Source organism: Actinoplanes sp. NPDC024001, assembly GCF_040638955.1.
Lineage (GTDB): Bacteria > Actinomycetota > Actinomycetes > Mycobacteriales > Micromonosporaceae > Actinoplanes.
Genome location: NZ_JBEZZB010000159.1, coordinates 1 through 23800, shown reverse-complemented (window position 1 = coordinate 23800; position 23800 = coordinate 1). Strand labels below are relative to the sequence as shown.

Genomic DNA, 23800 nt, shown 5'->3' with positions numbered 1-23800 from the left:
GGCGAGCCGGCCGACCGGGCCGAGCCGGCGCAGCGGCCAGCCGGTCACGGCGAGCACCGGGCGTACCAGGGCCGGGCCGAGCGCGATCAGCGCGATGAAGGCGAGGCCGCCGGAGACGACCACGGCCATCAGCATCGGCGTCGGGTCGTAGTCCTCCGGATTCGCACCGGGCAGGTTGACCACGACGAACGCGGCGACCGCCGCCGCCGCGGCGGCGAAGAGCAGGCCGGCCGCCCAGCGCAACCCGCCGATGCCGCGCCGCGCGCCGCTCGACGCGGCGGCGCGCAGCGCCTCCAGCGGCGCCACCCGGGAGGCCGACAGCGCCGGGGCCAGCACCGCCAGAACCGTGATCAGTACGGCCAGAGCGACCGTTGCGGCAGCCGGCGCGAGCGGGAACCCGGGCGACGACACCTTCCACCCGAAGGCGCCGAGCAGGGGCGGGACCAGGTGGCCGGCGGCGAGCGCGGCGAGCGTGCCGGTGACGCCGGTGACCAGGCCGATCAGCAGCCCCTCGGCGGCCAGTGCCCGGGCCACCGGGGCCCGGCCGGCGCCGATCGCCCGGAGCAGGGCGAGCTGGCGCATCCGCTGCGCGAAGACGATCCGGAACGTGGAGGCGGCGATCAGGCCGGCGGCCGCCACGGCGATCGCGACGAACATCGCGACCACGGCGAAGACCTGGTCGATCTCGCCGGCCGCCTCGCGGGCCTCGGCGAGCCGGACGTCCGCCCCGGTCGCCACCTCCGGCGCCTCGGCGCCCGCGGTCAGGGCGACCAGCCGCTCGTGCAGGGCCGTGGCGTCCGCGCCGGCGTCGAGCCGCACGTCGATCTGGGTGAGGGCGTCCCCGCCGGCCAGCGCGGTCACCGTGCCGATCGGCGCGTACGCCATGTACCCGTAGTCGTCGCGGGTCTCGGCCACCCCGACCACCCGCAGCGGGACCGGCTTGCCGTTGTCGACCACGGCGGTGGAGCCGACGGTCAGCCCCATCCGCTCGACGGTGCGCGGCGTCACCACGATCTCGCCCGGCCCGGCCGGGAAGTGGCCCTCCCGCATCGTCACCAGGCTCAGCGGGCCGCTGCCCGGGTCGGCGATGACCGCCAGGTAGTCGGCGCCGTGCTGGCCGCCGGCCTCGGTGCGCCCGACCGCCTCGGCCACCCCGGGCAACTCCTGGATCTCGGCGAGCTGCCCGGTCGTGACCACCCCGTTGCGGACCACCAGGTCGACCGCCTCCGGGGTGCCGCTCAGCCCGTTGAGCACGCTGCGCTCGGTGATCTGCTGGGCGAGCACGGTCGCGTAGACCACGAACGAGGCGACCAGCACCGCCAGTCCGGTGAGCAGCAGCCGGGCCGGGCGCCGGGTCACCCCGGCGAGCTGGGTGCGCAGGACAACGCTCATCGGGCGGCCGCCAGCGACTGCAGGGCGTCGGTGACCGCGGCGATGTCCGGGTTGTGGATCTCCCCGGCCAGCCGCCCGTCGGCCAGCAGCACGACCCGGTGGGCGTACGCCGCCGCGCCCGGGTCGTGGGTGACCATGACGATGGTCTGGCCCAGGTCGCGCGCCGAGTCGCGCAGCAGGCCGAGCACCTCGGCGCCGGACCGGGAGTCGAGGTTGCCGGTCGGCTCGTCCGCGAAGATCACCTCGGGGCGGGAGACCAGCGCCCGGGCCAGCGCGACCCGCTGCTGCTGGCCACCGGAGAGCTCGCTGGGCAGGTGGTTGAGCCGTCCGGTCAGGCCGAGCGTGGTGACCAGCCGGTCGTACAGCTCGCGGTCCGGCTTGCGGCCGGCCAGGTCCAGCGGCAGCGTGATGTTGGCGGCCGCGGTGAGCTGCGGCAGCAGGTTGAACGACTGGAAGACGAAGCCGATCCGCTCCCGCCGGGCCTTGGTGAGCACCTTGTCCGGCTGGCGGGTCAGGTCGGTGCCGCCCAGCAGCACCTGGCCGGAGGTGGCGGTGTCCAGCCCGGCGAGGCAGTGCATCAGCGTGGACTTGCCGGAGCCGGACGGGCCCATGATGGCGGTGAACCGGCCGCGGTCGAAGCCGACGGTCACCCCGTCGAGCGCGCGGACCGCGGTGTCGCCGGTGCCGTACACCTTCACCAGGTCCACGGCCGCGACTGCCGCCAGGGCGTCGCGATCCGACAGGGGTGATGACTGCGTCTGCATGAGAGCTCCCAGCTCGCCAGTAAGCGTGTTGACAGACGGATCCTGATCGATCCGGGCAACCCGGCACATCGGCCCGGCGTCGGGGCCCGCGGCCGGCGACTCTGCCTTTCGGCCGATGGGGGCACCCGGTACGCCGCCTACGCTGGGTCACGATGATGAACCGCACGCTGCTCCGTCTCGGCCAGCTCACCGCGCTCGGCGCGCTGGCCCTGCTCGGCCTGATCGACGTGCAGAGCGGCATGCTGGCCGGCCGCGACCTGGGGCTCTGGCAGATCGCGGCGGCGGTCGCCGCGGCCGGGGTCTGGCTGCCGGTGCACCGCCCCGAGTCCCGGCGCCTGCCGCAGGTGGCGCTGGGCCTGGCCGCGCAGTCGCTGCTGCTGACCGTGGTGGTGGCCGCGAGCAGCAACGAGGGCGGCACCTGGGGTCTGGCCGAGTCGGCGGCCCTGCTCGGGGTCCTCATGGTGGTCGCCCGCCGGGGCCGGGCCCGCTGGGCGACCGCGGCCTGCGGCGCCCTGCTGCTGGCTGTGGCGGTGCTGCCGCTGCGCTCCGGCGACCCGCCGACCTATCTCACGTTCGCCCTGTTGCAGGCCCTCGCCGGCGCGGCCGCCATCGGCGTCGGGGTGTACCTGCGGACGCTGGAGGGCAACCGGCAGCGGGCCCTGGACACGGTCCGCACCGAGCAGCGCGCCGAGTTCGCCCGCGACCTGCACGACTTCATCGCGCACCACGTCACCGGGATCGTGGTGCAGGCCCAGGGCGCCCGGTTCATCGCCGAGCAGGACCCGAAACGGGTGCTGCTCGCCCTCGAACAGATCGAGCAGGCCGGCGCCGAGACGATGGCGTCGATGCGGCGGATGGTCGGTGTGCTGCGCGACCCGGAGTCGCAGCCGGACGCGCCGCTGGCCCCGGTCGCCGGGGTGCCCGATCTGGAGGCGCTGACCGAGCAGTTCACCGCGGCCGGCGGCCCGCCCGCGCGGCTGCACGTGGACGGGGAGACCGCCGGGCTTCCGGTGGAGGTGTCGACCTCGGCCTACCGGGTGGTGATGGAGGCGCTGACCAACGCGCGCCAGCACGCCCCGGCCGCCACCGCCGTCGACGTGTGGCTGCGGCGCACCCCGGACCACCTGCTGCTGCGGGTCGCGAACGACGGACCCCCACCCCGGCCGGCCACGCCGCGCGACCGTCCGGGTTACGGTCTGGCCGGGCTGGCCGAGCGGGTCCGCGCGGTGGGCGGGCAGATCACGACCGGCCCCGGCGTGGACGGCGGCTGGGTCGTCGACGTCGTCCTGCCCCTGAACTCCCACCTCTGACATGGAGTGATTCTTGATCCGGGTACTCGTCGCCGACGACCAGGCAATGGTCCGCACCGGCTTCGGCATGATCATCGGTGCGCAACCGGACATGGAGGTCGTCGGGGAGGCCGCGGACGGCGTGGAGGCGGTCGAGCAGGCCCGCCGGCTGCGCCCGGACGTGGCGCTGATGGACATCCGGATGCCGAAGATGGACGGGCTGCAGGCGCTGCGGCTGCTCGCCGGCCCCGGCGTCGCCGACCCGGTGAAGGTCGTCGTGGTCACCACATTCGACCTCGACGAGTACGTGCATCAGGCACTGCGCAACGGGGCCGTGGGCTTCCTGCTCAAGGACGCCGGCCCGGCCCTGCTCATCGAGGCGGTGCGCGCGGCCGCCTCCGGGGACGCGCTGATCAGCCCGTCGGTCACCGTACGTCTGCTGCAGCACCTGTCGGCGCCGGCGCAGCCGGCGGAGGACGGCGGCCTGTCGCCGCGCGAGCTGGAGGTGGTCCGGCTGACCGCCCGCGGGCTGACCAACGCGGAGATCGCCGCCGAGCTGTTCATCTCGGTCGGCACGGTGAAGACGCACCTGGGCAGCGTCCACGCCAAGCTGGACACCCGCAACCGGGTGGAGATCGCCGCGTGGGCGTGGGAGCGGCGCCTGGTGGGCTGACCGCTCCCCGCCCCGGGACGTGACGTCAGCCGGCGAGCTGCCGGCTGGTGAGCCGGGCCGCGACCGGCGGCTCGGAGGGCTTCGGCGGCTCCTGCCGGCGCACCTGCGACAGCAGGCCGGTGACGGCGCGCTTGGCCGGGCCGAGCCGCTTCTTGGCGAGCTGGGTCGCGTCGTTGCGCATCCGGACGCTGCGCGGTATCGGGATCGACGGCTCGTACCCGAAGTGGGGCAGCAGCTCGCCGAACGAGTCCTCGCACTGACGGATCTCGTCATCGGTGAGCCGCTTGCGCCAGCTCGCGATCCGCTCGGTGGTGGGCGCCTTGTGGGTCAGGGTGTGCCAGGTCTTGTACTCCGGCACGGCGACCGAGGCCAGCTTGTTCGGCGCCTTCATGGCCGGGTCGTACTCCTCCTCGAGGAAGGCGCAGATCTTCCGCAGGTGCGGCTCCGGGTCGGCGACCAGGTCCTCGTAGCGGACCATGTGGTAGACGTCCTTGCGGTAGAGCCGGGACGCGATCAGCGACGCCTCCGCCGACTTCTTCCAGAAGTCGATCAGCGTGTCGAACTCACCGGGCTTCCACGGGGTCTCCTTCAGCGACGCCACGCAGTCCCGGCCGTCACGCATGATGTTGATGATCTGCGCGTCCGGGAACAGCTTCAGGATCGCCGGCAGGTACCGCAGGTACATCGGGCGCTTGTCGCCCCAGCGGGGCTTGCCGAAGCGCTCCGCGTACATCCTGAAGACGATGCCGAACGCCGAGCCCAGCGTCGGCGGGCCGGCGACGATCGCGTCGATGACCGGCTCGTGCTCCAGCCCGAGGTCGTTGAACTGGGCCGACTTGACGATGAACTCGGCCAGCGACCGCCGGTTGGCGGCGTCGTTCAGGTCGCCGAACTCCGCACGCTGCTGCCAGCCGGCGAGCAGGAAGCGGGTCTCCGGCGGCAACGCGATGCGAGGGTGCGCGTGGAGCATCAACTGCAACATCGTCGTGCCGGAGCGAGGGCAGCCGACGACGAAGATCGGGCGGTCACTGGGCATGCCGACCACCGTAAAAGAGATCCACTGGGTTTGTCCGCCCCCATATCGTCATGTCGCTCCTCTCGGCGCCTTCGCATAGATCTTGAAGACTCCGAAAAGATTCCGCAAAAAGTCTGTACAGCCAAGACGCGGGCGCTGTCTTAAACCTGTGAGTTTTCTGGCAATCTTGGGCACCGGAGTCCAACAGCCCGCGGGCCGGACCGGACAGTGACCGGTCCGGCACCACGGGCGACGGCTCATACCAGGCTAGGCCGCTTGTCCAAGGCCGCCACCGGCCGGGTGGAGAGCCAGCAGCCCGCGACGATCAACGCGAAACCGGCGATCGTCGCCACCTCGATCGACTCGTTCAGCAGCGCCACGCCGAGCAGCACCGCGACCACCGGGTTGACGTAGGTCACCAGGCCGGCCCGGTTCGAGCCAGCCAGCCCGATCAGCCGGTAGAAGGCCAGCAGGGCCAGCGCCGTGCAGAAGACGCCGAGGACCGCCAGCGCCGCCCACGAGCTCGCCCGTACCGGACCGGACGGCAGCGCCAGGAGGCTGAACGGCAGCAGCACCACGGTGGTGATCGCGGTGGTGCCGACGGTCAGCGCCTCCGGCGGGATCCCGGCGGCCCGGCGCTGCACGAGCATCGTCGCCACCGCGTAGCTGATCGCGGCCAGCAGCACCATGCCGGCGCCGAGCAGGCCGTACCGGTCGCCGGAGACGTCCAGGCCGACCAGCACGACCACCCCGGCGAAGCCGAGGACCAGGCCGGTCACCCGGATCGGGGTCAGCGGTTCGGTCCGCGACAGCAGCAGCGCGATCACCACCGGCTCGACCGCGATCAGGATCCCGGTCAGCGACGACGAGATGTGCTGCTCGCCGTAGGTGATCAGCAGGAACGGCCCGACGATGTGCACCATCGCGATCAGGGTCACCACCCGCCAGCGGCCGCGCAGGGTCTTGAGGGTGCCCAGCGCCGCCGCGATCGGGATCAGCACCGCGGCCGCGATCGCGGTCCGGCCGGCGACCACGAACACCGGCGACAGATCCTCGATCGCGATTTTGATCAGGAAGTAGGGGATGCCCCAGAGCACCGAGACGGCGACGAAGAGAAGCCAGGCGAGACGATTCACGGGTTCAGCCTCGCGCCGTACAGTCGTAAGCGGTAGCGGTCACTTGCTGATGTCGTGTTAAGGAAAACTGATGATCGACTCTCGTCGCCTGCAGGTGCTGGCCGAGGTCGCCCGCGAGGGCAGCTTCAACCGGGCCGCCGCCCGGCTGCGGCTCACCCCGTCCGCGGTCTCCCAGCAGATCAGCGCCCTGGAGCGGGCCACCGGCACCCCGGTGGTGCGGCGCAGCACCCGCGGCGTCGAGCTCACCGACGCCGGGCGGGTGCTCGTCGAGACCGCCGAGGCGATCGCCGCCGAGCTGCTCTGCGCCGAGCGCGAGATCGCGCAGCTGGCCACCGCGCGCACCGAGCGGCTCACCGTGGCCACCTTCACCAGCGGCGGCCAGCGCCTGCTGCCGCCGGCGCTCACCCGGTTCACCGCCGAGCATCCCGGCGTCGAGCTCACGGTCATCGAGAGCGAGCCCGAGGACAGCCTGCCGCTGGTCCGCACCGGCGCCGCCGATCTGGCGCTGGCCTACCACTTCGACGGGCCCCCACCGGTCCGCCCCGGCGACCGCTCCGGCCTGACCTGGGCGCCGCTGCTGGAGGATCCGATGTGGATCGTGCTGCCGGCCGGTCATCGCCTGGCCGGGCGCACCAGCGTCACCGTCGCCGAACTCGCCGCCGAGCGCTGGGTGCACGGCTGCATGATCGTCGGTGACCTGCTCGACCACTACGCGGCGATGGCCGGCTACCAGGTGCGCACCGCCTGCCGGGGCACCGACTACCAGTTCGCCCAGTCACTGGTGCGGGCCGGCCTCGGGATCAGCATGATCCCCGAGGTGGCGCTGACCGCCGACCACAGTGGACTGACGGCTGCCCGGCTCGCCCCGCCCGGCCCCTGCCGCTACGTCGGGGTCGCCACGGCCCGCCGACGGCGCCCGAACCCGCTGGTGGACGCCCTGCTGCGGACGTTGCACGAGACCGTCACCGCACTGCCCGCGACTCCCCTGACCACCGGCTGACCATCGCTCACAGGGCGATCCAGTAACGCCGGATCAGCCCGATCGAGGTGTCCCGGACGTCCTCCAGGACCCCGCCGCAACTCTCGATCGTGCGGGCCGACGCGGGATTGTCCACATCGCAGCTGATCATGACCCGGTCGAGGCCGATGCGGCGGGCCTCGGCCAGCATCTCGCGGAGGGCGAACCGGGCCAGCCCGCGGCGCCGCTCGGACGGGCGGATGCCGTAACCGATGTTGCCGCCCACCTCCAGCAGCCACTCGTTGAGCTGGTGCCGCAGCGAGATCGTCCCGAGCAGGCGGTCGCCGTCCACCACCCACCGGTAGCTGCAGTGCACCAGCCCGTCCTCGGCCGGGATCGCGGTGTCCTCCTCGATCAGCAGCCGGGCCACCCAGGCGGCGAAACCGGCCGGCGAGTCCACGTCGTCGCCGGCACGCAGGCCGGAGCCGGGCTGGTGGACGCCGCGGCCCCACTCGTCGTGCGAGTCGATCCAGGCGGCATGCAGGCGCGTGGTCGGGGCGATCAACTCGGGCATGCGCCGACCGTACCGGTCAGCCGCCAGAGGCGAGCGCCAGCAGGCGCTGGACCTGCGCCTGCCGCGCCTCGGCCATCCGGGTGGCCAGGTCGACAGCCGGAGGGTACGCGCCACCCGCGCTCTCCATCCGCATCGTCTCCATGCCGTTGTGCAGGGTGCCGAGCAGCAGCGCCACCGCGGTCCGGTCGAAGTCCGCGCCCTGGGCGGCGCGCAGGGCCGCCACGTCCTCCTCCCGCAGCGAGTGCAGGTCGCCGTGCCCGGCGTGCACGCCCGCCGACGGGTCGGCGCCGAGCGGCTGCTGCCAGGCGAGCAGCCAGCGCTGCATGGTGCTGCTCTCGGTGCGCCACTGGGCGAGCAGTTCCGCCGCGACCGTACGGATCTCGGGGTTGACCGCGCGCTCCTCGGCGACAGCGGCCACCTGCTGACCCTCGGCGATCTGCGCGAGGCCCATCTGCAGGAACATCACGTCGGTCTGGTTGTGAGCGGGTTCCGGCGCGGCCGCCGGTTCGGCGCAGCCCGCGGCCACCAGCACCAGCAGGAACAGGGCCAGGGCGGCCCGGCGAACCGGGCCGCCCGCACCTGTTACAGAGCGGTCCACAGCGCCGCGACGTACGGGGGCTCCCAGCCGCCGATCGCGGTGTGAGCCTGCCGGCACTGGTACGACCGGCCGTTGTACGTCACCCGGTCACCGACCTTGTACGCCGTCCCCGCCGCCCACGTGGTGGCACCGGGGTTGGTCGTCGCGGTCGGCGTCGGCGTCGGCGGCCGGGTCGTCGCGGTCGGGCTCGGCGTCGGGCTGCTGGTGGCCGTCGGCGTCGGCGTCGGGTTGGTGGTCCCGCCGCCGATGTTCAGGTCCACGCAGGAGTAGAACGCGTTGACCGTGTCCGAGATGTTCCACCGGGCGAGCACCGTCTGCCGGCCGCTGAAGCCCTTCATGTTGACCGTGTGCGACTTGGTCGCGCCCGGCTGCGCGCCGCCGTCGTTGAACGACGCCAGCAGCGTGTCACCGATGAAGTACTCCCACGTCGCCGTGGAGTGCCGCGCGGTGAGCACCCAGTTGAAGGTGACATTCTGCCCGACCGACGCGGCCGGCCAGCTCTTGCTGTTGTCGTTGAGCACAGTGAAACGGCTGCCGCCTCCGTTGCACTGCTTCGAGCCCTTGGGCTGTTCGACGCTCTGCGGCTCGTAGACGATGTCCCCGCAGCCGGAGACGGCGCCGCTGGCACAGTTGGCCTGCCGGCTGGGCGGGGACGAGATGTAACCGTGCGCGGACGCCGGGGAGACGGCCACGAAGAGGGAACCGGTGACCGCCGCGACGGTCAGCGCCGGAAGGGTGAACCTACGCCTCATGAAGGTTGCTCCTTAGGGGACGACGTGTTCACCAACGTAAATTAAAGGGTGTTAACAGTAAATACTGTTAAGGATTCTTTAGGGTCGGCTGAGGGCACAGGCCCGGGCGGCCGACTCCGCCGCGCGCTCCGGGGTGTCGCCCGCGCCGACGGCGAACGCTTCGAGATAGCGGACGAACTCGGCGTCCCCAGCCGGAAGCCCGGCGTAGAAGCCGGCCAGCTCCAGGCTGACCAGCCCGTGCACCAGACACCACGCCTGCCGGGTGAGCACCCACGGATCGGCCGCCTGGAAACGTCCGGCCTCGATGCAGCGCGGCATCAGATCCCGGGCGACCCGCAGCGTGGAGAGGCCGACCGCCCGATCCTCCTCGGTGAGCTCGAAGCCGAACATCGCCCGGTACAGGTGCGGCTCGCGGTGGGCCGCCCGCCGGTAGGCGAGGCCCAGCGCCACACAGTCGGCGACCGGGTCGTCGGTGGACGGCACCGTGGCGAGTTCGGCGGCGAGCCGGGCGAACCCCTCCTGAATGATCGCCCGGACCACGGCCGGCATGCCGCCGAAGTGCGTGTACACCGCCATCGTCGAGGTCCCGGCGGCCCGGGCCAACGACCGCGCGGACAGGGCTCGCGGCCCCTCCTCCGCGAGGACCCGGGCGCCGGCCTCGACGAGTTCCGCGCGGGGGTCTCGACCTGGCGTCCTCACCCGCCTACCATAACGGGTGTTATTCATAACGAGTGTTATGGAGGCTGATCGTGCGCATCCCGAGGGTGGAACCGGCCGGCGGCGACGTGTTCGGCGAGACGCCCGGCCCCGGCCCGGCGCTGCGCCTGGCGATCCTGGGCGATTCGTCGGCGGCGGGGTTCGGGGCGCCCGACCACGCTTCCGCACTGGCCGGGCAGATGGCCTCGGCGCTCGCCGCCCTCACCGGGCGGGCGGTGTCCTGGCGGGTGAGCGCCCGCGGCGGAGCCACCGCACGGACCGCGCCGCTGTCCCTGCTGCCCGGCCTGACCGACCCGGCCGGCGACTGGCGGCCCGAGGTGGTCCTCGTCGTCGTGGGCGTCAACGACACCACCCGGCTGCGCCGCCCCGCGGTGTTCCGGCGTGACGTGGCCCGGCTGATCACCGCCATCCGCGCGCATCTGGGCGAGCCGGTGCCGATCCTGCTGGCCGGCCTGCCGCCGGTGCACCGCTTTCCCGCCCTGCCCGCCCCGCTCAGGTTCGTCCTCGGCAGCCACGCCCGCCGCCTGGACGGGCGGCTGGGAGCGCTGGCCCAGCAGCTGCCGGCCACCCATCACCTGCCGGTCGGCCAACTGCCGATGGACCGCCCCGGCCTCTTCGCGCCGGACGGCTTCCACCCGGCGCCGCCCGCCTACCGGGTGTGGGGCCGCCTGCTCGCCGCCCAAGCCGCCGACCTGCTCACCCGCTGACACCCGCAGCCGGCAACGCGCTCAGCGGCTCAGGCGCGCCGGTCCAGGAAGTCGTAGACGTCGCGGTTGTCGACGCCCGGGAAGGTGCCGGGTGGCAAGGCCGCCAGCAGGTGCGAGTGCACCCGCGCACTCGGCCAGGCGTTTCCCGCCCAGCGGTTCACCAGGTCAGCCGGTGGTCGGCGGCAGCAGTCGGGGTCGGGGCAGCTGGACACCGTCCGGCCGGTGACATCGCCGCCGCGGAACCAGCGGGCATGCTCATAGGGCGTGCCGACGGTGACCGAGAACAACCCTGAGCTGGTCGCCTCGACGTGCACCGTGCACCAGTACGTCCCGGCGACCGTGTCGGTGAACTGGTAGAACGACGAATACGGGTCGTCGGCCTCGAAAACCGTGCGGGACGCCCACTTGCGGCACACCGGCTGCCCCTCGATCGCCCCGGTCACGTCGGACGGGAAGCGCACGTTGTCGTTCTCATACGCCTTGTAGACGATGCCGCTCTCGTGCACCCGCGCGAAGTGCACCGGGATGCCGAAGTGCTCGGTGGCCAGGTTGGTGAACCGGTGCGCGGCCGTCTCGTAGGACACCCCGAACGCGTCGCGGAAGTCGTCGATGGCCAGCGCCCGGTCGGCTTTCGCCTCGCTGAGGAAGTCGACGGCGAACTTCTCCGGCATCAGCAGCGCCGCCGCGAAGTAGTTCACCTCGACCCGCTGCCGCAGGAAGTCGCCGTAGTCGGCCGGGTCGTTGTGGCCGAGCACGAAGTGCCCGAGCGTCTGCAGCACCACGGCCCGCGGGTCGTGCCCCTTGCCGCTGGCGACCTGCGGCAGATAGATCCGCCGGTTCTTCAGATCGGTGACCGACCGCGTCGAACTGGGCAGGTCGTTCACGTAGTGCAGGCTGAACCCGATCTGCGCCGCGATGTCCAGGATCCCGCGCTGCGACAGGGGGCCGGTCGTGTGCCGTACCGATTGCAGCACCTGCGCGGCGGCCTGCTCGATCTCGGCGAAGTAGTTGTTGCGCCGGCGCATGTCGGCGCGCAGCTGCGCGTTGGCGCGCCGGGCCACCTCGGGGGTCGCGCTCTGCTCGGTGTGCAGCCGGTTGAGCTCGCGGTGCAGGCCGATCAGCGACTCCAGGGCGTCGGCCGGCAGGCGCCGGCCGGCGCGCACGGCCGGCAGGCCGAGCGCCAGATAGGCCGGGCTCTGCTGGAAGTGCGCCAGGTCGATCTCCAGGCCGGCACGCCGGCTCGGCGCCTCCGGGCGCAGAAGATCCTGCATCGGTACGCCCAGCGCGCTCGCGATCGCCTGCAGCACGGAGAGCTTGGGTTCCCGCTTCCCGTTCTCGATCAGCGACAGCTGGGACGGCGCCCGCCCGACGGCGTCGCTGAGCTGGTCGAGCGTCATGCCACGGGTGCGCCGCAGGTGGCGCAGGCGCTGCCCCAGCGTCACGAGGTCGACAGCGGGCTCGGGGGAAAGCGAAGCGGTCACGTGTTTCAACGTAACAGAAATTCTGCACTTCTTCTCCTCACAGAGCCCTTCAAAGGGGCTTGTGTGGTCGGTGAGAGTGAAGTTCTTCCACCCGGAAGAACGCGACAGGGCAGGAAAGGGATCTTTCGATGACTGAGCTGACCGAAACCAGGGGCGGTACCGCTGCGGACCTCACTCGGGAATGGGCCGGCGACCCCCGTTGGACCGGCGTCAAGCGCGACTACACCGCGCAGGACGTCGTGAAGCTGCGGGGCACCCTCCAGGAGCGGCACACCCTCGCCGAGCGGGGCGCGGCCAAGCTCTGGGAGCTGCTGCACACCGAGGACTACATCAACGCGCTCGGCGCGCTGAGCGGCGGCCAGGCGACCCAGATGGTGCGCGCCGGCCTGAAGGCGATCTACCTGTCCGGCTGGCAGGTCGCGGCGGACGCGAACCTCTCCGGCCACACCTACCCGGACCAGTCGCTCTACCCGGCGAACTCGGTGCCCGCGGTGGTCCGCCGGATCAACAACGCGCTGATCCGCGCCGACCAGATCGACACCTCGAACGGCAAGTACGAGCGCGACTGGTTCGCCCCGATCGTCGCCGACGCGGAGGCCGGCTTCGGTGGCCCGCTGAACGCGTTCGAGCTGATGAAGGCCATGATCGCGGCCGGCGCCGCGGGCGTGCACTGGGAGGACCAGCTCGCCAGCGAGAAGAAGTGCGGCCACCTGGGCGGCAAGGTGCTCATCCCGACCCAGCAGCACATCCGTACGCTGAACGCCGCCCGCCTGGCGGCCGACGTGGCCGGCGTGCCCACCCTGGTGATCGCCCGTACCGACGCCCTCGCGGCGGACCTGCTGACCACCGACGTGGACGAGCGCGACAAGCCGTTCCTGACCGGTGAGCGCACCGCCGAGGGCTTCTTCCGGGTGCGTCCCGGCGAGGAGTCGGCGATCGCCCGCGGTGTCGCCTACGCCGACTACGCCGACCTGCTCTGGGTCGAGACCGGCAAGCCGGACCTGGAGTTCGCGAAGCGGTTCGCCGAGGCCGTGCACGCGAAGCACCCGGGCAAGATGCTCGCCTACAACTGCTCGCCGTCGTTCAACTGGAAGCGCAACCTGGACGACGCCGACATCGCCCGGTTCCAGAAGGAGCTCGGCGCGATGGGCTACAAGTTCCAGTTCGTCACCCTCGCGGGCTTCCACGCTCTCAACCACTCGATGTTCGAGCTGGCCAAGGGCTACGCCGAGACCGGCATGACGGCGTACGTGAAGCTGCAGGAGGCCGAGTTCGCGGCCGAGGCCGACGGTTACACCGCCACCAAGCACCAGGCCGAGGTCGGCACCGGCTACTTCGACGCCGTCTCCACCGCCCTCAACCCGGAGAGCTCCACCACCGCGCTCTCCGGTTCCACCGAAGCCGAGCAGTTCTAAGGGAAGACGGGTAGGACGACATGGGCGCCGAAGAGATCACCATCACCGGTACGACCGCCGGCCGTTACTCCGAGATCCTGACTCCCGAGGCTGTCGAGTTCATCGTGGCGCTTGACCGCGAGTTCGGCGCCCGGCGGGTGCAGCTGCTGGAGCGCCGCCGGCGCCGCCGGGCCACCCGCACCACCGACCTGGACTTCCTGCCCTCCACCCAGCACATCCGGGACGACCTGTCGTGGCAGGTCGCCCCGGCTGCGCCGGACCTCGCGGACCGGCGGGTGGAGATCACCGGTCCGCCGGAGCGCAAGATGACCATCAACGCGCTCAACTCCGGCGCGAAGGTCTGGATGGCCGACTTCGAGGACGCCACGTCGCCCACCTGGGACAACGTGATCCTCGGCCAGCTGAACCTGCGCGACGCCCTGGACGGCACGCTCGATTTCACCGCGGCCGACGGCCGCCGGTACGAGATCGGCGACCAGGTGCCGACCATCATGGTGCGGCCGCGTGGCTGGCACCTGCCGGAGTGTCACCTGCGGATCGGCGGCCGGGCCGTCTCGGCCTCGCTGTTCGACTTCGGTCTCTACCTGTTCCACTGCGGGCAGAAGCAGATCGACCGGGGCAGCGGACCGTACTTCTACCTGCCGAAGCTGGAGTCGCACCTGGAGGCCCGCCTCTGGAACGACGTCTTCGTCTACGCGCAGGAATACCTGGGCATCCCGCGCGGCACCATCCGGGCCACCGTGCTGATCGAGACGATCAACGCGGCGTTCGAGATGGAGGAGATCCTCTACGAGCTGCGTGAGCACTCGGCCGGACTCAACGCGGGCCGCTGGGACTACCTGTTCAGCATGATCAAGAACCGGCCGGACGTGGTGCTGCCCGAGCGGTCCCAGGTCACGATGACCGCGCCGTTCATGCGGGCGTACACCGAACTGCTGGTCAAGACCTGCCACAAGCGCGGCGCCCACGCGATCGGCGGGATGGCCGCGGTCGTGCCGAGCCGCGACCCGGTGGCCGCGAAGCGGGCGCTCAACCAGGTCCGCCAGGACAAGCGGCGCGAGGTCGGCGACGGCTTCGACGGCTCCTGGGTGGCGCACCCGGGCCTGGTCGAGACCTGCCGTGAGGTGTTCGACCAGTGGCTCGGCGACGAGCCGCACCAGATCGTGCGCAAGCGCGACGACGTGCGGGTCACCGCCTCCGACCTGCTGGACATCAAGTCCTCCGACGTCTCGGTCAGCGAGGTGGCGCTGCGCAACAACTGCAGCGTGGCGCTGCGCTACATCGCCGCCTGGCTGGGCGGGCGCGGCGCGGTCGCGCTGGGCGGGCTGATGGAGGACGCCGCCACCGCCGAGATCTGCCGCGCGCAGCTCTGGCAGTGGATCTCCTCGGGCACGCCGACCGACTACGGCGTGCCGGTGACCGCCGCCCTGGTCAGCCGGATGCTGCGCGAGGAGCTGGACGTGCTCAGTGAGACGGGCGCGCTGGACGAGGAAGCGGCACGCTGCTTCGGCCAGGCGCGGACCCTGCTCGTGGTCCTGCTCACCGAGCGGACCTGCCCGGAGTTCCTGACCCTGCCGGCCTACCTTCGGCACCTGGCCGGTGGGTGCACGGCTCCGGTCACCGATCAGGCTCCTGTCGCGGCCTGACGCGGTGAGGTGAGGCGGGGTGGCTCGGGCCACCCCGCCTCGTCGTGTGCTCAGCCTTTCGGTTGCCAGGTGCAGAGGCAGACCTTGTTGCCCTCCGGGTCGGCCAGCACCCAGAAGTTCGGCGCGTCCGCGTCGCTGACCAGCGTGCCGCCGGCCGCGATCGCCGCGTCGATGCGGGCCGGCACCTCGGCCGGGTCGATCCAGAGGTCCGGGTGCCAGTGCTGGCGCGGCTCGTCGCCGCCGGACGGCTGGAACCAGAGCGTCGGCAGCACCCCGGACGGGTCCACCAGCTCGTCGCTCTTCTTCTCGAAGCCCAGCACGGCCTGCCAGAACGGCAGAATCTTCGGGTGGTCCGGGCTGTCCAGCGCCAGCTCCAGCCGGGCCAGCCCGGTCGCGTCCGGTGTCACGCCCGCCTCCCCAGCCAGCGCGCTGATCGTCGCCGCCAGCCGCAGGTCCCGGCCGGTCACCGCCCCCACGTCATGGCTGACCAGGGACACGTCGACGAACGTGTACCGCAGGTCCAGGTCGGGGTGGTGGTTCGCCGCCTCGGCCGCCGCGCCGATCCCGTTCACCAGCGCCAGCCCGGTCGCGAAGTCCCGGGTCCGCAGCCGGGTCCGCAGTTGCCCGAGCAGATAGATCCACCCCGCCGGCGCCTGGTCGGCGATCTCCTGTGCACTCAGCTTCGTCATGCCTCCATGCTGGCGCATCCCCGTCGTGCCCACGATCCGGGCAAGCCCTTCATTCCTATCGGACCTATGGATATTGTCGGCGCGCACCCCTCGATCCACTGGAGATGACGTGACCGACCGTGGAACCACCCGGCGCGGTGTTTTCGGCGCTCTCGCCGGCGCCGCCGCCGCGACCGCACTGACCGCCGAGCCCGCCTTCGCCGGCGCGAGCGACGAGCGCCCGTTCCAGGCGAAGCCGGGCAACTCGAAGCGCCCGAACATCCTGTTCATCCTCGCCGACGACCTGGGCTGGGCGGACCTGAGCAGCTACGGGTCGCCGACCATCGCGACGCCGAACCTGGACCGGCTGGCCCGGGGCGGCGTGCGGTTCACCGACGGCTACTCCTCCGGCGCGGTGTGCTCCCCCACCCGGGTCGCCTTCTACACCGGCCGCTACCCGGGCCGCACCCCGGGCGGCCTGCCCGAGCCGATCGGCAGCGTGAACGAGCGGGACGGCATCCCGGCCTCGCACCCGACGCTGGCCTCGCTGCTGAAGCAGGCCGGTTACGCCACCGCCCTGATCGGCAAGTGGCACGGCGGTTTCCTGCCGCACTTCAGCCCGCTGCGGGTCGGCTGGGACGAGTTCTTCGGCAACTACTCCGGTGGTGTCGACTACTACTCGAAGTACACCCTCGACGGCTACGACCTCTACGAGGGCGAAACCCCGGCCGAGAACGACGGCCGCTACTACACCGACGTCCTCGCCGACCGGGCCGAGGAGTTCGTGCGCCGCCGCCACCCGAAGCCGTGGCTGCTGAACCTGAACTTCACCAGCCCGCACTGGCCGTGGGAGGCGCCCGGCGACCGCGCGGTCAGCGAGGAGATCACCGCTCGGATCAAGGCCGGCGACGGGCAGGCCCTCTTCCACCGGGACGGCGGGTCGCTGGAGACCTACCGGAAGATGGTGGAGAACCTGGACCGGCGCATCGGTCAGGTGCTCGCCGCGCTGCGCGACACCGGCCAGGAGCGCGACACCCTGGTGGTGTTCCAGAGCGACAACGGCGGCGAGCGGTTCTCGTACAACTGGCCGCTCTCCGGCAACAAGGCGAGCCTCAGCGAGGGCGGCATCCGGGTGCCGACGATCCTGCGCTGGCCGGCCCGCATCCGCGGCGGGCAGGTCAGCAACGTCCCGGTGGTCACCCACGACTGGACGGCCACCCTGCTGGAGATCGCCGGGGCCGAGCCGCACCCGGACTATCCGCTCGACGGCGCCAGCCTGGCCGGCTATCTGCTGCGCGGCACGCCGGCGCCGGAGCGGGACCTGTTCTGGCGGACCCGCGCCAACCGCGCCCTGCGCCGCGGCAAGTGGAAGTACCTGCGGCTGAGCGCGACCGGCGGGGACGCCCTCTACGACCTCACGACCGACCCGCGCGAGCAGGCCAACCTGGCCGCCAAGCACCCGCAGCTCGTCGCCGAGCTGCGGGCACGCTGGGAAGAGATCGACGCCCCCCAGTTGCGCTACTGATCCCCCGGATCCGGTCCAGCAGCGCGCGTGACATGACGATCACGCAGGTCACCCCGTTGATGAAGGCGGCGACCACGTCGCTCGGGTGGTGCATGCCCCGGTACATCCGGGACAGCGCCACCCCGAGCGGCACCAGGATCAGCGCCCAGCACAGCGCCTTCACCCAGGTGTGCCGGGCCAGCCCGGCGAGCAGCAGCGCGAGGCCAAGGTAGAGGGCGACCGCTGCCGAGGTGTGCCCGGACGGGAAGCTGGAGGTGGGCGGCGACTCGTCGAGGCGCTGCACGGCCGGCCGGGGCCGGTCGATCGCCAGCGTGGTGAAGTAGAAGACCAGCGCCTGCGCGGTGACCGCCAGGCACAGGAAGAGCGGCTCGCGCCAGCGCCGCAGCACCAGCCAGAGGACCAGCGCGGCGACCGCCGTCACGCCGATGATCCGTGGCGTGTCGGCGATTCCGCTGACCAGGTGCGAGACGTCGTCGAGGGTTTCCGTGCGGTCGCCGGCGAGTTCCCGGTTCACCGAGTCCTCGATGGTCAGTGGCCACAGATGGGTGGCGGCCCGGGTCAGCAGAACCCCGAGGCCGATCATGAACAGCAGCAGGGCTGCGATCGGCAGCACGACCCGTTTCAGGGTTTGAGCGGCTACGGTCAGCACGCCCGCTCTCTACCCAGACACGCTCTGCGCGACACGGCGCCGGCTCACCCGGCGCTGGAGGGCGAGGGAGGTCAGCGCGACCAGCGCGACGCCGAGGAGCAGCCCAGCCACCACGTCGCTGGTCCAGTGCACACCGAGACCGACCCGGGTGAACGCGGTGACCAGCGGAATCACCACACCGGCCGTCCACAGTGCGGCCTTGGCGAGCGGCCGGTCACGCACCAGCGGCAGCAGCACCATCAGGAAGACCGCCGCGCCGAGCGCGTTGGTCAGCGCGTGGCCGGAGGGGAACGCATATCCGGTGGCTTGCGCCACCGGATCCAGCAGGTCCGGGCGGTGCCTTCCGAAGAGCAGCTTCAGGAGTACGCCGAGCAGCGCACCCGCCGCCATCGTGGCGCCCGCCCACACGGCCAGCCCCCGGGCGTGCCGCCGCCACAGCCAGACGACCAGCAGCGCGGCCGCAATCCGCCAGGTGGTCGGGTGGAAGATCAGGCTCCACCACTGCATCGCGTCCGCCCAGCCGGGGTGGGTGACGGCGAACCGGTGCAGGTGGTCGGTGACCCGCAGGTCGAACTCGTGCAGCGGCTCGTAGCGGACCGCGACCAGGGCGGCGATCAGTGCGAACGGAACCAGCAGGAGAGGGGCCGCCAGGGCCGCCGCGGTGGTTCGTACCTCGAGGGTGGTTTCCTGGTCGGGCCGCATGGCGGCCTATTACCCCACAGGCCGCCTGCGAAGCACCTGTGGGCCCGGTCAGGGGTGCCCGGCGCCCGCCCGCCGCGGGTCGCCGTGGCCCAGCTCGTTGATCTGCCCGATCGCGTGGCGTACCTGATCGACCAGGCTCTGAATGGTGTCCTGCTGCTCGCCGGCGACCGTGCGCACCTGCCCGATCGCCACCCGGACGCTCGCGATCGTGTCGGTCATGGTGGCGACCGCGCCGGACACGTCGGTGGCGGTGGTGGTCAGCATGCCGAGTGTCGCGGTGATCCGCTCGGCGGACTCGGCGGTGTCGTCGGCGAGCTTGCGCACCTCGTCGGCGACCACCGCGAAGCCCAGCCCGGCCGGCCCGGCGCGGGCCGCCTCGATGGTGGCGTTGAGGGCGAGCATCCGGGTCTGCCCGGCGATCGACGCGATCAGCGCGACCAGGTCGCGGGTGGCCGGCAGGCTGACGGTGAGCGCCTCCGCGGCCCGGTCGGCCTGGGCGGCGTGCTCGGCCATCTGCTCGGTGGCGGCGTGCGCGGTGCCGGCTCCGGCGTTGATGTCGTGCACCGAGGCGCGGACCGCGTCGACGCCGCGCACCGCGTCCCCCAGCTGGTACGCCACTCCCCCGATGATCTGGTCGGACCTCGCCTGCGCCAGGCGCAGCGTCTCGTCGCGCTGCCACTGCCGTTCCCGGACCTGTTCCTCGCGCTCGCGTTCCTGCCGGGTACGCATGTCGGCCAGTTCGGCCGCGTGGCGGTCCAGCGCGCCCAGCATGTCGTTGATCGCCCCGCCGACCGCGTCGATGTCCGGATTGCCGGCCGGCGGCACCCGCAGCGCCAGATCGCCGGACTTCATGATCTTCTCGGTGGTCCGGCGCAGTGGCTGCACCTGCCGGCGGACCGCGCGCCGCTGAGCCATCACGATCAGCGCCCCGGTCAGGCCGACCGCCAGCAGCACCACCGCGGCGAGCTGGAGCAGGGTCTCGTGCGCCTGTCCGCGGATCCGGCGCTGGTTGAGCGACTCGAAGGTGACCGGCACCCCGTCCACGCCGGTGATCGTGCAGGCGATCGCCATCTCGTCGCCGACGGCCGTGGTGGAGATCGTGATCGCGCCGAACTTGCTGTCCAGCTCGCGCAGCACCTGGGCGCCGGAGCGGGGCGCCGGCCGCAGCGCGATGGTGTCGTCGGTCTGCCCGGCGATGGCGGCGAGGCCGGCCCGGTCCAGGGTGCGGAAGAGCAGCAGCGCGCCGTTGGGGGTGCCGGCGCCCTCGTCCTGATAGACCGGGAAGCCGCAGAACTCGGTGGGTACGCCGGTCACGCTGGTCAGCCCGCAGTGCGCGGCGCCCGGCTCGGCGCCGTCACGGAAGTAGCCACGCAGCGTCGCGGGGTCGTCGAGCGGGGCCGGCATCGGGGCGTACCCGGCGCCGTCGATGGCTCCGCCGACCCGGATCCGGCCGGTGCGGTCGACGCCGACGGCCGCGGTGATGCCGTACTGGTCGTGCAGGATCGCCGGGGGCAGGTCGATGCGGAACTGCCGGGTGTCGCCGCCGGCCACGTCCCGGTAGAGGGCGGTCCAGATCGAGTTGGTCATGCCGAAGTCGATGAGGCGCTGCGCCTGGGCACTGAGCGCGACCCGCAGCTCCTCGCCCTCCCGGCCCAGCTCGGAGCGTTCCAGCCGGTCGAAGGCGGACATGGTGACCAGGTAGACCGGAACGCCCAGCATGATCAGCATGAGCGCCACCAGCCCGAGCACGGGCAGCAGGTCACCGCGCCGCACCGCGGCGAACAGCTCCGCCCGTCCCACATGGTTACGTTCGGCGCGGCCGGGCCATCGCTGAGGCCGCGGTTCCCCGCTCGCCCCGGCGATGCCGTACCGACGGGGTCACCGGCGGGCGCGGGACATCACTTCGGCCGCCCGGCTATCGCAGGTTACGGACCGCCTCGAGCAGTTCCTGCTGGCTGATCGGCTCGGCCTGGCCGGTGCGCGCCTCCTGCATGGCCTTGGCCAGCTGCACCCGGCGCAGCACCTCCTTGATGTCGGCGCCGGTCATGCCGGTGCTGGCGACACCGAGCGCGGCCGGGTCGAGGTCGTCGGCGAACATCCGGAAGCCCGGGTTCTCGTGCGCCGCGATCAGCCCGCGGATCATCTTGCGGAAGATCTCGGCGCGGCTCACCTCGTCCGGTTTCGGCACGCTGATCTTGACGTCGAACCGGCCGGAGCGGATCAGCGACTCGTCCACCCGGTGCGGGAAGTTCGTGGTGGCCACCACGATGACGTTCGGGTTCGCCTCGATCAGGTCGTTCATCTCCTGCTTGAAGATGCCGGCCACGGCGTTCAGCGCCTGGCTGGCCGCGTCACCGCCGGCGCCCGCGTAACTGACGATCGAGTCGAACTCGTCGAAGAGCATCAGCGTCGGCACCCGGTAACGGCGGGCGTCGCGGAAGATCTGCTTGATGTTGCGCTCCGAGCCGCCGAGCCACTTGTCCAGGATCTCCGGGGTGCGGATCTCCCGGAAGTCGGCGCCGATCTCGTTGGCCAGAGCTCGGGACAGCATGGTCTTGCCGGTGCCGGGCGGCCCGTACATCAGGATGCCCTGCGGCCGGCGCGCGCCCCAGCGCGCCATCGCCTCGGGGTGCCGGAAGGAGATCGCGATCTGGCGCAGCTCGCTGACGACGTCGGCGAGCCCGCCGACCATGTCCAGGGTGACCGCCTGGGTGGTCACCGGCACCTTGGGCAGCGACTCCCGGCTGATCACGAAGCGCCGGCCGCGCAGCTCGTCCGGGCCGGTCAGCTCGATCACCGCCTGCAGGGTCAGCGTGACGAAGGCACGCAGGTGGTCCGCGCCGACCTCGTCGCGTGGCACCCGCGCCTCCAGCCGGGCCACCGTGCCGTCGTCCGCATAGGTCAAGGTCGCCTGCAAACCCACGGCGGCGTCGGCCAGCACACCGGGTTCGCGCCCGGCCGCCGGCCCGGCAGTCCGATCAAGACCCAATTTCCGGTACGCGGCCGCGGCCGCCGTTCCCACCCCGTCCACGATCTTGGTGGCCACCGGGTCCCCGGCCGCGATCCGTTTCGCCAGCAGCACGCCGAGCGGATCCTGGCCGAGCACCAGCTTGCGCATCCGCTCGGTGGACATCGGCTCGGCGCGGGCGCTGATCAGCGCGGTGAACACGTGCACCGGGCCGGCCGGGTCGTCGGCGCCGGCAACCGTCAGATCCACCCGCTGCACCGGCGCCGGCCAGGTCGCACGGCGCAGCAACTCCACCGGATTGACCCGGGCGGCCGCGAGCAGAGTGGTCACGTCCACCATTTCGATGGTCGCCCCGGCGTACTCGAAAATCTCGCTGCGCGGCCGTGCGAAGCTCGCCTCGGACATGCTCTCCTCCGCCCTGCAACCCACCTGCGACACACCAAGAGTGACACGGCGACGCCGCTCGGCTAATGTCGGCCGTTGATCAACCTCGATGCCACAGTTGTCATACAGAGGAGTTTCGTTGCGCAAACTGGCCATCCCCGTCATCGCAACTCTGCTGGTCACCCTCGCCCCACAACCGGCGAGCGCGGGCGGGTACCACGGCAACAGCAGCAAGCGGCTCCGCGCGGCGGTGACCGTGCCCGGCGTCATGGAGCACCTGCACGCGTTCCAGCGGATCGCCGACCGGAACGAGGACACCCGCGCCTCCGGCACGCCCGGCTACGACGCCAGCGCCGCCTACGTGAAGAGCGTCCTGCGCCGCGCCGGTTACCGGGTCACCGAGCAGAAGTTCACCTTCCCGTTCTACCGTGAGCTCGCGCCCGCCCAGCTCACCCGGGTGTCCCCGGCCGGCCCGGCGTACGAGACGCACACCTTCGACTACTCCGGCAGCGGCGACGTGACCGGTCAGGTGGTCCCGGCGCTGAACAACGTGCTGCCGCCCACCGCGGAGCCCAGCTCGACCGCCGGCTGCGCAGCGGCCGACTTCGCCCCGGCGTCGGCGACCGCGCCGCAGATCGCGCTGGTCCAGCGTGGTGGCTGCGACTTCGCGGTGAAGGCGCAGAACGCGCAGGCCGCCGGCTACGACGCGGTGATCATCTTCAACGAGGGCCAGCCGGGCCGCCAGGAGCTGCTCACCGGCACCCTGGGCGGGCCGGTCACCGTTCCGGTGGTGGGCCTGAGCTTCGCCGACGGCAGCGCGCTCGACGCGGCCGCCGAGGCGGGGACCGTGACGGTCCGGGTGCAGACCAGCACCGAGAACCGGGCGGGCGCCGAGACCAGCAACATCATCGCGGACAGCCGCGGCGGCGACCCGGACCGGGTGCTCGTGGTCGGCGCCCACCTCGACTCGGTCGCCACCGGGCCCGGCATCAACGACAACGGCAGCGGCTCCGCCACCATCCTGGAGATCGCCGAGCAGATCGCGAAGCTGAAGATCAAGCCGCGGCAGCAGCTGCGGTTCGCCTTCTGGGGCGCCGAGGAGGCCGGGCTGCTCGGCTCCGAGCACTACGTGGCCCAGCTCAGCGAGGCGCAGCAGGACACCATCTTCGCCAACCTGAACTTCGACATGGTCGGCTCGCCGAACTACGTGCGGTTCGTCTACGACGGCGACGGCTCGGACACCGGCGGCACCGCGGGCCCGGCCGGCTCCGGCGAGATCGAGAAGGTGTTCACCGACTACTTCGCCGGTCAGGGCCTGGCCAGCGACCCGACCGAGTTCAACGGCCGCTCCGACTACGGCCCGTTCATCGCGGTCGGCATCCCGGCCGGCGGCCTGTTCAGCGGCGCCGAGGGCGTCAAGACCGCCGAGCAGGCGGCCGAGTACGGCGGCACCGCCGGCGAGCCGTACGACCCGTGCTACCACGAGGCCTGCGACGACATCCGCAACCTCAGCAAGCGCTCGCTGAGCGAGCTCGGCGACGCGGCCGCCCACGGCGTCTACTCGCTCGCGCTCACCCGGGCGTCGTTCGAGACCCCGGCGCCCGCGGCGGCGAAGGTCGCGGCCGGCGCGCAGCAGGGCGGATCACACGCGATCCGCTGATCCGTTCCCCGCGCGGGGCGCCCCCCGTGGCGCCCCGCGCGGCGGGCGGGCCCCCCCCGGCCGCCGGGGGACCGGCGGGGGGAGGAATTGAGGGGGATATAGTGTTTGGGGGGCTGTTTGGGCTTTT

Annotated in this window: 22 protein-coding genes; 8 read left to right on the top strand and 14 right to left on the bottom strand. The window is 72.1% G+C overall.

Features of this window, described 5'->3' with window-relative positions:
• A partial coding sequence (locus AB0F81_RS40605; RefSeq protein WP_360207093.1) for an ABC transporter permease occupies positions 1-1392 on the bottom strand: 1392 nt, incomplete at its 3' end.
• On the bottom strand, positions 1389-2156 hold the full coding sequence (locus AB0F81_RS40600) for an ABC transporter ATP-binding protein (RefSeq protein ID WP_360207090.1): 768 nt from the start codon (positions 2154-2156) through the stop codon (positions 1389-1391). The genes AB0F81_RS40605 and AB0F81_RS40600, both read right to left, overlap by 4 nt.
• A 152-nt stretch (positions 2157-2308) precedes the next feature.
• Between AB0F81_RS40600 and AB0F81_RS40595 the strand changes: the two genes are divergently transcribed.
• Positions 2309-3466, top strand: coding sequence for a histidine kinase (locus tag AB0F81_RS40595; protein WP_360207087.1), 1158 nt, complete (start codon positions 2309-2311; stop codon positions 3464-3466).
• A 13-nt stretch (positions 3467-3479) separates the two neighbouring features.
• A complete protein-coding gene (locus tag AB0F81_RS40590; protein WP_360207084.1) occupies positions 3480-4118 on the top strand; it encodes a response regulator transcription factor in 639 nt (212 codons plus the stop codon).
• 25 nt (positions 4119-4143) lie between these two features.
• Here the strand turns inward: AB0F81_RS40590 and AB0F81_RS40585 are convergent, their stop codons facing one another.
• Entirely contained in the window at positions 4144-5154 is a 1011-nt protein-coding gene (locus AB0F81_RS40585) for a sulfotransferase (protein ID WP_360207081.1), read from the bottom strand.
• Between the two features lie 236 nt (positions 5155-5390).
• Positions 5391-6269 carry a DMT family transporter gene (locus tag AB0F81_RS40580; protein WP_360207078.1) on the bottom strand — a complete coding sequence of 293 codons (879 nt, stop codon included), beginning with the start codon at positions 6267-6269 and terminating at the stop codon, positions 5391-5393.
• Between the two features lie 70 nt (positions 6270-6339).
• Here AB0F81_RS40580 and AB0F81_RS40575 point away from each other — a divergent pair, with 70 nt between their 5' ends.
• Complete coding sequence (locus AB0F81_RS40575; RefSeq protein ID WP_360207075.1) at positions 6340-7269, top strand: LysR substrate-binding domain-containing protein; 930 nt, start codon at positions 6340-6342, stop codon at positions 7267-7269.
• 7 nt (positions 7270-7276) lie between these two features.
• On the opposite strand, the gene AB0F81_RS40570 is transcribed toward AB0F81_RS40575, so the two are convergent.
• The 4 genes from AB0F81_RS40570 to AB0F81_RS40555 form a co-directional block, all read right to left on the bottom strand.
• Positions 7277-7801: a GNAT family N-acetyltransferase gene (locus tag AB0F81_RS40570; protein ID WP_360207073.1), complete on the bottom strand. Its 525-nt coding sequence runs from the start codon at positions 7799-7801 to the stop codon at positions 7277-7279.
• 16 nt (positions 7802-7817) lie between these two features.
• Positions 7818-8399 carry a DUF305 domain-containing protein gene (locus AB0F81_RS40565; protein WP_360207071.1) on the bottom strand — a complete coding sequence of 194 codons (582 nt, stop codon included), beginning with the start codon at positions 8397-8399 and terminating at the stop codon, positions 7818-7820.
• Positions 8384-9151 (bottom strand): lytic polysaccharide monooxygenase, encoded by a 768-nt coding sequence (locus AB0F81_RS40560; protein WP_360207068.1) that lies wholly within the window; start codon positions 9149-9151, stop codon positions 8384-8386. Before AB0F81_RS40560 ends, AB0F81_RS40565 begins: the two co-directional genes overlap by 16 nt.
• 78 nt (positions 9152-9229) lie before the next feature.
• Positions 9230-9850: a TetR/AcrR family transcriptional regulator gene (locus AB0F81_RS40555; protein WP_360207065.1), complete on the bottom strand. Its 621-nt coding sequence runs from the start codon at positions 9848-9850 to the stop codon at positions 9230-9232.
• A 50-nt stretch (positions 9851-9900) separates the two neighbouring features.
• Between AB0F81_RS40555 and AB0F81_RS40550 the strand changes: the two genes are divergently transcribed.
• Positions 9901-10575: an SGNH/GDSL hydrolase family protein gene (locus AB0F81_RS40550; protein ID WP_360207062.1), complete on the top strand. Its 675-nt coding sequence runs from the start codon at positions 9901-9903 to the stop codon at positions 10573-10575.
• Positions 10576-10604: 29 nt separating this feature from the next.
• On the opposite strand, the gene AB0F81_RS40545 is transcribed toward AB0F81_RS40550, so the two are convergent.
• Positions 10605-12056, bottom strand: a complete 1452-nt coding sequence (locus AB0F81_RS40545) for a helix-turn-helix domain-containing protein (RefSeq protein WP_360207059.1) — start codon at positions 12054-12056, stop codon at positions 10605-10607.
• Between the two features lie 128 nt (positions 12057-12184).
• Between AB0F81_RS40545 and aceA the strand changes: the two genes are divergently transcribed.
• Both aceA and aceB read left to right on the top strand, forming a co-directional pair.
• Positions 12185-13471 (top strand): isocitrate lyase, encoded by a 1287-nt coding sequence (gene aceA, locus AB0F81_RS40540; protein ID WP_360207057.1) that lies wholly within the window; start codon positions 12185-12187, stop codon positions 13469-13471.
• Between the two features lie 20 nt (positions 13472-13491).
• Entirely contained in the window at positions 13492-15117 is a 1626-nt protein-coding gene (gene aceB / locus AB0F81_RS40535; protein WP_360207053.1) for a malate synthase A, read from the top strand.
• A gap of 50 nt (positions 15118-15167) precedes the next feature.
• On the opposite strand, the gene AB0F81_RS40530 is transcribed toward aceB, so the two are convergent.
• Positions 15168-15806: a VOC family protein gene (locus AB0F81_RS40530; protein WP_360207050.1), complete on the bottom strand. Its 639-nt coding sequence runs from the start codon at positions 15804-15806 to the stop codon at positions 15168-15170.
• Between the two features lie 109 nt (positions 15807-15915).
• Between AB0F81_RS40530 and AB0F81_RS40525 the strand changes: the two genes are divergently transcribed.
• Positions 15916-17310, top strand: coding sequence for a sulfatase-like hydrolase/transferase (locus AB0F81_RS40525; protein ID WP_360207047.1), 1395 nt, complete (start codon positions 15916-15918; stop codon positions 17308-17310).
• Here AB0F81_RS40525 and AB0F81_RS40520 read toward each other — a convergent pair.
• The 4 genes from AB0F81_RS40520 to AB0F81_RS40505 form a co-directional block, all read right to left on the bottom strand.
• Entirely contained in the window at positions 17201-17959 is a 759-nt protein-coding gene (locus AB0F81_RS40520; RefSeq protein WP_360207044.1) for a phosphatase PAP2 family protein, read from the bottom strand. The two genes, AB0F81_RS40525 and AB0F81_RS40520, sit on opposite strands and share 110 nt — an antisense overlap.
• A gap of 9 nt (positions 17960-17968) precedes the next feature.
• A complete protein-coding gene (locus AB0F81_RS40515) occupies positions 17969-18661 on the bottom strand; it encodes a phosphatase PAP2 family protein (protein ID WP_360207042.1) in 693 nt (230 codons plus the stop codon).
• A 48-nt stretch (positions 18662-18709) separates the two neighbouring features.
• The gene (locus tag AB0F81_RS40510; RefSeq protein WP_360207039.1) at positions 18710-20461 is read right to left on the bottom strand and encodes a methyl-accepting chemotaxis protein; all 1752 of its coding nucleotides are present in this window, start codon (positions 20459-20461) and stop codon (positions 18710-18712) included.
• 115 nt (positions 20462-20576) lie between these two features.
• Positions 20577-22034, bottom strand: coding sequence for an ATP-binding protein (locus AB0F81_RS40505; RefSeq protein WP_360207037.1), 1458 nt, complete (start codon positions 22032-22034; stop codon positions 20577-20579).
• Positions 22035-22152: 118 nt separating this feature from the next.
• Here AB0F81_RS40505 and AB0F81_RS40500 point away from each other — a divergent pair, with 118 nt between their 5' ends.
• Positions 22153-23673: a M20/M25/M40 family metallo-hydrolase gene (locus AB0F81_RS40500; protein WP_360207034.1), complete on the top strand. Its 1521-nt coding sequence runs from the start codon at positions 22153-22155 to the stop codon at positions 23671-23673.
• The last annotated feature ends 127 nt before the right edge of the window (positions 23674-23800 follow it).